General features: G+C 58.3%; 6 protein-coding genes and 2 pseudogenes. 2 read left to right on the top strand and 6 right to left on the bottom strand.

Annotated features, from left to right (window positions below):
* A pseudogene (locus tag ACWGS8_RS33710) lies at window positions 1-273 on the top strand (hypothetical protein); the annotation flags it as partial.
* Between the two features lie 566 nt (window positions 274-839).
* On the opposite strand, the gene ACWGS8_RS33705 reads toward ACWGS8_RS33710, so the two are convergent.
* On the bottom strand, window positions 840-2,000 hold the full coding sequence (locus tag ACWGS8_RS33705) for a TlpA disulfide reductase family protein (RefSeq protein WP_454584969.1): 1,161 nt from the start codon (window positions 1,998-2,000) through the stop codon (window positions 840-842).
* A 382-nt stretch (window positions 2,001-2,382) separates the two neighbouring features.
* Between ACWGS8_RS33705 and ACWGS8_RS33700 the strand changes: the two are divergent.
* Window positions 2,383-2,753: pseudogene (locus ACWGS8_RS33700) on the top strand (transposase); the annotation flags it as partial.
* Window positions 2,754-3,500: 747 nt separating this feature from the next.
* On the opposite strand, the gene ACWGS8_RS33695 reads toward ACWGS8_RS33700, so the two are convergent.
* From ACWGS8_RS33695 to ACWGS8_RS33675, 5 genes are all read right to left on the bottom strand, one after another.
* Window positions 3,501-4,907: an aminotransferase gene (locus ACWGS8_RS33695; RefSeq protein WP_454584968.1), complete on the bottom strand. Its 1,407-nt coding sequence runs from the start codon at window positions 4,905-4,907 to the stop codon at window positions 3,501-3,503.
* Between the two features lie 156 nt (window positions 4,908-5,063).
* Window positions 5,064-5,561, bottom strand: a complete 498-nt coding sequence (locus ACWGS8_RS33690; protein WP_454584967.1) for an Lrp/AsnC family transcriptional regulator — start codon at window positions 5,559-5,561, stop codon at window positions 5,064-5,066.
* Window positions 5,562-5,628: 67 nt separating this feature from the next.
* Window positions 5,629-7,173 (bottom strand): fumarate hydratase, encoded by a 1,545-nt coding sequence (locus ACWGS8_RS33685; RefSeq protein WP_454584966.1) that lies wholly within the window; start codon window positions 7,171-7,173, stop codon window positions 5,629-5,631.
* Window positions 7,174-7,179: 6 nt separating this feature from the next.
* On the bottom strand, window positions 7,180-8,613 hold the full coding sequence (locus ACWGS8_RS33680) for an NAD-dependent succinate-semialdehyde dehydrogenase (protein ID WP_454584965.1): 1,434 nt from the start codon (window positions 8,611-8,613) through the stop codon (window positions 7,180-7,182).
* A 189-nt stretch (window positions 8,614-8,802) separates the two neighbouring features.
* Window positions 8,803-9,729 carry a LysR family transcriptional regulator gene (locus ACWGS8_RS33675; protein ID WP_454584964.1) on the bottom strand — a complete coding sequence of 309 codons (927 nt, stop codon included), beginning with the start codon at window positions 9,727-9,729 and terminating at the stop codon, window positions 8,803-8,805.
* Window positions 9,730-9,742 lie beyond the last annotated feature (13 nt).

Raw genomic sequence — 9,742 nt, 5'->3', positions numbered from 1 at the left:
AGACTGGGCGTGACTTTGTTCCACCGCTATCCGGGCGGGGTCAGGGTGACGGCCGCCGGCGACTGTTTCCTGACCAAAATACGACGCATTCTGAAAGATCTGGACGACACGCTTCAGGGGCTTGAATCAGCGGGCCACGGCGATAGCCAGCCGCTGTCGATCGGATCGGACAGACTGCCTTGCCATTGCGGGCTTCTCAGTGCTGTTGTTGCCTCCTTGGGCAAAGATCCCAACTTGCTCGCGTTTCTACGCAAGCATCATTCCGAGCTCTGATGCTCCATCATGGTTCCGCGCGCGAAATGCGCTGTCTTTGATGTCGCGGCGGACCCAAGCGGCCGCTGGATCCGTGGCCATGAACGGAGACAACATGGGCGCAGCTACATCTGGCCGGATCTGCTTGCGGCCGGCTTGACGGCCGAAGATTTTGTGGCGTCCAGACTATGGGAACCATGTCTCAGGATCATTCATGGAGACGCTGAACCGAGCGGCGGCTGGAGAGCTGGTTTTCGGATGCAGGCGAAGTCCTGCATCTTGGGTACGCAGCCAGCGGGACAGCGCGAGGAATACCGCTCCCAACAAGATTCGCGCCGACGACGCTCCGTTTTCGAGAACCGATGCCGCGACTTTTACTCACCGGTTGTCGGGCGACCGGCCATCATTAAGGACGTCCCGCCTGAGCTCCGCGAAGGCATGCCTTTGCTGCTGCCTACAAGGCGGGCGGGATAGCATCCCATCCAACCCAGGATGGCTACGGCGCATAGACCCAGACTTCATTCGCGTTTACGCCGTCCTTGCGAGGCGCGTGCAGTCGCCAGAATTCGCCCAGTCAAGCTGACGTATCATCCCAGTTCATATTTCGTCTTCCGGGTGCGGTTTGGCTTCGCGAAAAACTTGTTGTGGAGCCAATCTTCTGAGCAAACCTGCTCACCCTTGTAGTTGGCCAGGGCCTGCAGCAATCGCTGTCCAATCCGCCGCTTCGTTTTTGGCGAGCCATTCTGCCAATCGGCAAGCGACTTCAGTGCCACTTCGATCAACTCGATCGCGCGATCCTTGTCGCCGCTTTCGTAAAAGTACTGACCGGCTGCCGGATAATATAGGAACTTGAAGGCGCCGCCGCCTGCCGGGGGATCCAGAGCCAGGATGTGTTCGGATAGCTGCTTGCCCATCGCGAAGCGCTCGGCAGACGGAATGTTTGAATAATCCTCCTCCGGATGGAAGAGTTGTTCCAGCGCCTGAGACAACCAATTCACGGAGTTTGTGTTGATCGCGTCGCGAACGAAGAGCTGCATGACCGGCAAGCCCGCCCGCATGTCGCGCATTTCGTGAAGCAGTAGATTCGCATGACAAGTGCGGATGTTGGGATCGTCCGGGAACAAGGCGATACCCTCTTCGATGGCCGAGAGCGCGGTGTGCCACTCCTGTTTCTTGAACGCCGCATAATATTTCTCCAAAATCGGCATTTTCACCGCTCGTTCGCGCATTCTGGCTCCCTCTCCGGTAATCCGCTTGGCATCACCGGCTTTCGCTTGCTTGCTGGTGCGCCAGGTGCCGTCGATCACTTTGGGCAAGACCTCAGCGAGTTTTATCGGATGACCGATAAAAGCGATGGCGCCGTCACGATCGACAACGAAAGAGGTCGGAATTTCGAGGGAGAAGCTGGGTTCCATCCAAAGCTTGTCCATTTCCCCTGAGAAGTCGAACGCTATCCGATAGTTCAGATACGAGCAGTTTCCGGTCAACCACGCGTCCAGCTTGGTACGCGCTTCGTCCGCGGTCGGAGCGTCTTCAGAAGTTGCGACTCCGACAACCTCAAGCCCGCGATCCTTGTATTTCTCCTGCAGCTCCGCCAGATGGGGCATTGCCGCCACGCATGGGCCACACCACGTCGCCCAAAATTCGACGATGTACAGTTTTCCAGGCTGGAAGGCGGTCAGCGGCTCGCCACGCAGCCAGCTCTGCACCTTGATGGCAGGGGCCGGGGACTCCATACGTAGCACCATGTCACTCTCCAAACTATTGCCACATGCGCAACTTTTTGTGCGAGCTTGTTTTTCCCGGGAAACGGAACACGCAAACGAAGCGCGTGGGCAGCCCTCCCTCAGTATTGCCGCTATTTAAGTCAAGCAAAGGCCGTGCCACCTCGCTCAGCGCCAGTAAGCCTACGACTTTGCTAAGGCCGTCTCATCGGCCAAGATCACCCTTTGTGGCAAAACCGACATGGCGTCTGTCGCTGTCGGATTTTGGACGGACACGTGTATAGCCACTCGCCGGCGGTCAAGATCGATGGTCGGCTCGTCGAGCCGCAGCACTTCGGCGCTGGTCGGAAGCACGCGCGCGATCTCCACGCCCTGTCTGCCCCGCGCAGGAACGGCCGATTTGTAAGACGTGAGCGCTCGACGTTTGACGGCGATTCCCGGCGTTGGGCCATTCATTGCTTCGACCGTTCGAGCAGTTGTACCGGATCCCGCTGGCTTCCGAACCGGTCGAGATTTCGCTGCCTGGATTGGGTTGACTCCACGCGCGCATTCCAGCGGAGGAAAGGAACGGATAGGTTCGATCTCAAAGCGCGGAAACCAGCAACCGCTGCTTGTCGCTGGAGCGACGTCGATCCTCAAGCTCGCTCGTCGTGGCCTCGAGCCATCACCATGGATAGCATGATGTTACGCCGCCCGTTCAAAGTTATCGCAGTCGCGCTCGCAAACAAGATCGTGCACATCATCTGGGCTCTTCTCGTTCGAGGCGATACCTATCGGGGGCGAAGATGATCGACCAGGCATACGAGCTTTCCGGCCGACCAGTCGGCGAGGCAGGGAAGGTGCCAATTGGGATGACCCGACGGGACGACATCCCGAAGCAAATCAGACCGCAAAATCGCAAGCGCGTTACAGCGCGAGAAGCTGATTAGGCGATTTGCTCCGCGGAACTCATCGTGGCCATGGCTGAAAGGCCAGAAAACGGGCCGGACATATGACTGCACCGTCCTTATTTGGTAAATGCACGAGGAAGATCTTGCCAAGCGGGCCGTTCCACATATGCGATTTTGGGTGGTTGCAATGGCATAACAGAAATGCTCGATGTGCCATCCCTTATGCAGATGACCTCCTTCACCCTCGATTGCGGACGCGCTACAATCAACCCGATCCAGCGGGTCAAAAAAGCTGCCCTGCCGGCGAGGAGGTACACCGGCAGGGCCGCGCCGCACAAACGCCCCGGTCGTTGGGCAACAGGACAGCGGCGGCAGAACTGATTTGGTTACCGCTTGCGATCGAAGTCTAAAGCATGCTTAGAATTTGACGGCTTCAAGTTTAGCAGTTTTCGGTCGGCTCGGCGCGAAATGCGCTGTCAACTCGTGTTCACCAATGGGACATCAATGGGCGACCAGTCCCAATGCCAGGCTGACTTCGAATGTTTGCTCCGTGGGGAAAGTTCATCCCAGGGCCTATCACGTTGATTACCCGGGACGGCGTCGAATCCGGGGCTCTCTTCCGTTGGCGCTCTGTTCATATCGCATTCTCGGCCTTCAGCGCGTGATAGGTCGTCTCGATCGATTTCGCGGTTGCGTCAACGATTATGTCGATCTCCTTTTTGGTGATGATCAAAGGCGGGGCAAAGCCGAGGATATCGCCCTGCGGCATGGCGCGGCCGATGACGCCGTTCTCGAACAGAGCAGCGGCGGCGCGAACGCCGACTTGAAGATCGGATTCAAACGGTATCCTCTGCTTTGGATCTCGCATCAGCTCTACCGCGGAGAGGACTCCGACACCACGAACCTCGCCGACGATGGGGTGTCCCGCCAGTTCGGCATTCATCCGGGCATGCCAATACGGTCCGACATCGCGGACATGCTCCAAGATATTTTTTTCCTTTAGGAGCCGAATATTCGCGAGCGCGGCCGCAGCGCAAAGGGTGTGACCCGAATATGTCCAGCCATGGCCGAGGGCGCCGTGCTTCTCTGTTCCTTGTTCCAAGACCGACCAGACGCGGTCACCAATAATTGACCCGGAGATGGGCAGGTAGGCGGAACTCAAACCCTTGGCGATGGTCACGAAGTCCGGCCGCATGCCATAGAGGTGGGAACCGAATTTCTCACCGGTTCGTCCAAACCCGCAGACCACTTCGTCGGCGATCAGAAGGATATCATACTTGTTGAGCACGCCTTGGATAGCAGTCCAATATCCTTTTGGGGGCGGAACGATGCCGCCTGTCCCAAGCACCGGCTCTCCGATAAAAGCTGCAACGGTCTCCGGGCCTTCAGCGAGGATAAGGGTTTCAAGTTCATCCGCGCAGCGTTTCGAGAACGCTTGCTCACTTTCGCCGTCATGCGCCTGGCGATAGTGGTGCGGCGTCGTGGTATGGCGTACCAAGTCCAGCGGCAGGTCGAAGAAATTATGAAAGAAGGCAAGGCCTGTCAGGCTCCCAGTGACCAGCCCAGACCCGTGATAACCGCGGTGTCGCGAGATGATCTTCTTCTTTTCAGGGCGGCCTAGAATGTTGTTGTAGTACCAGACCAGCTTGATGTTGGTTTCGTTGGCGTCGGAGCCCGAAAGGCCGAAAAAGACCCTGCGCATGTTCTGACCAAAATACTCGACCACGGCCTCTGCCAAGAGGGCGACTGGCTCTGTTCCTTGACTTGCATAGACATGGGCGAACGGCAATTCGTGTGCTTGCCTGGCAATGGCCTCGGCAATTTCCGTGCAGCCATATCCCATATTGACGCAGTAGAGCCCACCGAAACCGTCGAGGCTCTTTCGGCCTTCGGTATCCCAGATGTAGACGCCTTCCGCACCGGCCATGATCCGATTTGGGGTCTCGCCGCGGCTGTGCTTGGCCAGATGCGTAGACGGATGAAAGACGAAGCTTCGATCCTTCTCTCTGAGTTGCTCGGTTCCCAGATTGCTTAAGCGCATGGTCCCTCTCCTCGCCAAAGTTGGCGGACGGCACTCGGCCAGCCGCCTCTCTAGAAATAGCATACCGCAAACGTCGCTCGAGTTTCGCGGGAAGGCACGTCTGTAGCCGACGATTTCGCGGAATTGAGGTAAAACGCCGTGGAAAGGCTGCGGCGTTCACCGCGGCCTCAGTGCGGACAAGGGGATCGGCGAATTGGATTTCACCGGTTTGGTCACGACAAGACTATAATATTGATCGATTCCCAAGCCTGCCTGCAGCAATCCCTCCATGAAACCTTGATACGCAGCCATGGAAAGAGATGCGATGCGCATTAGATAATCTATCCGCCCGCCGATAGCCCAGCAGTCCAGGATTTCCGGATATTCTTGGATCGCAGTCTCGAAGTGTCTTTGGTCCTCGAGGCGATGCCTTTCCAATACGACCTCAACCATGACGAAGACCATGCCGCCGATGAGGGCCGGACTCAGTCGCGCGTGAAATCCCTCAATAATCCCTGCGACCTCAAGTGCACGGAGCCGCTCCGAGCAGGCCGACGCCGAAAGATGAACGCGTTTTGCAAGCTCGCTTTTTGAAATTCGGCCGTCTGACTGAATCTCTGAGAGAATGCGGAAGTCCCAAGCGTCCAGGCGCGCAGGATTGGGTTTCGACTTCATGACCTTCTGCTCTTAGCCGTTGTCGACAATGGAATTGACGCCAACCAACCGAGCTTGGTCGGAGGGCTCAAACGCCAATGTTGCGTGCGATGCTGTCCGCCGCCATGCGCTTGCGCCACTCAGAAGGCCCGGAATTGTGAATGGAGTTTCCCTCAACATCGACAGCCATGATGACAGGCATATCCTGCACCTCGAATTCATAGACTGCTTCCATGCCCAGGTCTTCAAAGCCAATTAGCCGCGCTGACTTGATCGATTTTGATATCAGGTAGGCAGCCCCCCCTACTGCTATGAGATAGGGGGTTTTGTGTCTCACAATCGACTCGATCGCCGTCCGCCCCCTCTCCGCTTTGCCCACCATTGCGAAAAGCCCGGTTTTCGTGAGCACCTTGTCCGTAAAATCGTCCAAGCGGCTGGAGGTTGTTGGGCCAGCCGGCCCGACGACCTCATCTCTCACCGCGCGGACGGGTCCAACGTAGTAGATAACGCGTCCCTGCAGATCGAACGGAAGCGGCTTGCCGGCGTCGATCAACTCGACCATTCGCATGTGGGCGGCGTCACGGCCTGTCAGCATCTTTCCGGACAGAAGGAGCGTTTCACCACAGCGCCACGATGCGGTCTCTTCCTTCGTCAGCGCATCGAGATCAACACGACGAACGCCGCCTGGAATCAATTCGTCGATTCCAATGTCGGGCCATTCGCGCAAGTCGGGCGGCTCCAGCCTGACTGGTCCAGAGCCATCCAAGGTAAACTTCAGGTGCCGGTTGGCAGCGCATTGCGGAATGAGCGCCACGGGCTTGGACGCCGCATGGGTAGGATAGGTCGCAACCTTGACATCGACGACTGTCGTCAAGCCACCAAGGCCCTGAGCGCCGATGCCCAGCGCGTTAATCCGTTCATAAAGTTCAATCCGCAGTGCCTCCTCCGCGCTCGACGCCCCCCTGGCGATCAGTTCCGCTATATCGACGGGCTCGTTCATTGCTTCCTTGGCAAGCAGCATCGCCTTTTCAGCGCTACCACCGATGCCAACGGAGATCAGGCCGGGCGGACACCACCCACTGCCAAGCGTCGAAACGGTATTGACCACCCAGTCGGAAACAGACCCGCTGGGGTTCAAGGTGGTAAAGCGTGCCTTATTCTCCGATCCGCCGCCTTTTGCGGCGATGGTGATCTCAATCTTGTTCCCTTGTACAAGGTCGACGTGGACGACCGCCGGCGTGTTGTCACGGGTGTTGACCCGTCCGGCCAGCGGATCGGCAACGATCGATGCCCGAAGGGGATTGTCCGGGTCGAGATAGGCCTGACGGACGCCCTCATTCACGAGGTCTGCGAAACCGACTGTTGACCTGATGCGGGCGTCCATGCCGACTTTTGCGAAGACCACTACAAGTCCGGTGTCCTGGCAGATCGGCCGCCGCCCGAAGGCCGCCATGCGGGAGTTCAGCAGAATCTGCCCGATGGCATTCTTCGCCGCCGGGCTCTGTTCGCGCGCATACGCCTGCGAAAGAGACCGGATATAATCTGGAGGATGGTAGTACGAGATGTACTGAAGGGCGTCTGCCACGCTCCTTGCGATGTCCTTGCCGGCGATGGTCCGTGTTCTATTTCCCACAGGATCTCATCCAAATGCGCCGAGGCCGTTGACCATTTTCAGGATTTGAAAGCTTCGCACCCCCTGCTCGCCGCCTTCATATCCATAGCCGCTTTGCTTGATACCCCCGTAAGGCGCGTCCGCGGAAACCCCTTTCAGGTAATTCACGCTGACAGCCCCTGCCGAAAGACTGTTGGTCAGCTTGCGTTGGGCATCAGCAGTGTTCGTGAAGAAGTAAGCTGCCAAGCCATACTCAGTGGCGTTGGCTTCCTGGATCGCCTCCTCGAGTGTGTCGAACGGCGCGACGGTGAGAATTGGCCCGAACGGCTCTTCGTGCAGCACGCTCGCTTCCTTCGGTACACCCGTCAGGATGGTTGGCGGCCAGAAAAAGCCCGGTCGGTCGAGGCGGGCGCCACCGGTCTCGATGCTGGCGCCGCGTTCGACCGCATCCTTGGTCAGGCGCTGCATGGCCTCGATTCGCCTCGCGTTCGCCATCGGACCCATGTCCGTTGCAGGATCGTCTGGTAGACCGATCCTGATGTTGCGAGCCGTTTCTGTCATGCGCGACAAGAATTCCTCATAGCGGGATCGGGCGACTAGAATCCTGCTCGGCGCATTGCAGCTCTGGCCCGCGCACTCGAACTTGTATTCCGAAATTGCCGGCACGGCCTTTTCCAGATCGGCGTCCTCGCACACAATAACCGGAGAGTGTCCACCTAGTTCAAGGATGCAGCGCTGCAAGTTATTCGCCGCTAGTGCGGCCAGCTGTTTTCCAACCGCCGTGGAGCCCGTGAAAGTCAACAGCTTCACGATTGGCGAACCGAGCAGATGCCGCGATATGTGCACCGGAACACCGAAGACAAGACTCACCACGCCGTGGGGGATGCCCGCTTGGCACAATGCTTCAACGATATAGACAGCCACGCTCGGTGTCTCTTCAGCCCCTTTGAGGATCACCGGGCAGCCTGCCGCCAGCGCGGGGGCGAGCTTGCGGGCGATGAGAACGGCCGGATAGTTCCAGGGCGTAAAGGCAGCGACGACGCCGAGCGGCTCCGGGACGATCATCCGGTTCGGCCCCATCGGAATAGGGGCCTGCAGCTCTTCGGCATGCCTGCCGTTCCATTCCAGCGTTTCGACGGCACGCGTGTACTCACCTCTCGCTTCGGCAATCGTCTTTCCTTGTTCGGCCGTCAGGTCCCTGGCTGCTGATTCAATCTTCGTTGCCAAGGTTCTTGCGGCTGCTACCAGGATCTCGCCACGTTCTTTTGCAGGCCGTGAAGACCACGCCTTGCTGGCGCGTTCTGCCGAAGCCAGGGCCTCATCCAGATCCGACACCGTCGCCGAGGCCACCGAGGCAAATACCTTCTCCGTTGCCGGATTAATCACCGGCAATGTGGCTCTGCTACCACCGGCCCGCCATTTGCCGTTGATGAAGAGCTCGTGGCTCCTGGCGTCGAACATCGCGTGCTCCACTTGTGTGAATTCCAGCCATGCGAGTGCCGTTCGACGTTGAAACCGGCAACTCGCTCGAGCCAGTGTCATCGCGACGGTCGCGGTGGGTCAAATATCGATTAGTGCCGAAATCCATCTGGAATCCAGATCGATCTAATCCGATGGCAAAAAAGGGCGTGTTTTATAGATCGACGGCTGTCAGGCCGCGTCAGGAGCCACGGCTGCCCAGCCCCGGCTCTCAATTAATTCTCTGGCGACCTTGGGGATGAGCTTGCGGACGGCGGAGACGGCCGCGGAACGCTCATCTTTAGGATTTACAGCAAGCACAACCGACCGGGTAATCACCGGATCGACGATCTTGACAGTCCGCACCAGCCCTTGAGAGGCTTCTTTCTGAACGGCAGACGGGGCGAGAATAGAATGGGCTTTTCCCTCTACGACCATGTTGATGATCGTTGAGAGCGAGTCCACTTCAAACTTGACATCCAAGGCGCAGCCGTGTTGTGCGACGACGTCAGCCACCGAGCGCCTGACGTTGTTATTGCGCATGGGAACCGCCAACGGGAACGCATGCAGGTCCGCCAGACATATCGACTCCTTGAAAGGCGGCTCACCTGACGGCACCACCAGACAGAGGTCTTCGCGCGCCAAGACTGTCATTCGCCCCACACTGTCCGCGGTGCGGTAGAGAACTGCCAGATTGAAGCGTCCAGCAGCCATCCACTCCTCTAGCGGTCCAGTCATGCCCTCGACCATCTTAAGGGAAACTTTGGGCAGTTCGTTTCTTACCGACTCAAGCAGGGGGCCGCTTAGGACTCGAGCAGCTCCAGACGGAATGCCAATAGTCACCTCCCCCGCCGGGGAAGCAACTGAGTTTGTCAATTCCACTTCGGTAAGTCGAATTTCCCTGAGAATCGCCCGCGCCCGATCGAGGAGTTTGGCTCCCGACGCCGTGACACTCACGCCGGTCCTATCGCGTATCAGCAACTGGGTGCCGAAACCTTCCTCCAGTTGGCGCACATGCAGGCTCAGCGCACTCTGGGCGACATTGAGGAAGCCGGCGGCCTTCGTAAAACTGCCTGCTTCAACCACGCCGACGAAGTATCTCAACTGCCTGATTTCCACGGGTACTCATCCG

The sequence above is a fragment of the Mesorhizobium sp. 43Arga genome, assembly GCF_053714255.1.
The sequence above is the reverse complement of the archived record's forward strand: the minus strand, read 5'-3'. Positions and strand labels throughout refer to the sequence as shown.

Bases quoted from the DNA above. Each gene is read 5' to 3' on its own strand.
- ACWGS8_RS33705 (WP_454584969.1), bottom strand. From the start codon at position 2,000: ATGGTGCTACGTATGGAGTCCCCGGCCCCTGCCATCAAGGTGCAGAGC.
- ACWGS8_RS33695 (WP_454584968.1), bottom strand. From the start codon at position 4,907: ATGCGCTTAAGCAATCTGGGAACCGAGCAACTCAGAGAGAAGGATCGA.
- ACWGS8_RS33690 (WP_454584967.1), bottom strand. From the start codon at position 5,561: ATGAAGTCGAAACCCAATCCTGCGCGCCTGGACGCTTGGGACTTCCGC.
- ACWGS8_RS33680 (WP_454584965.1), bottom strand. From the start codon at position 8,613: ATGTTCGACGCCAGGAGCCACGAGCTCTTCATCAACGGCAAATGGCGG.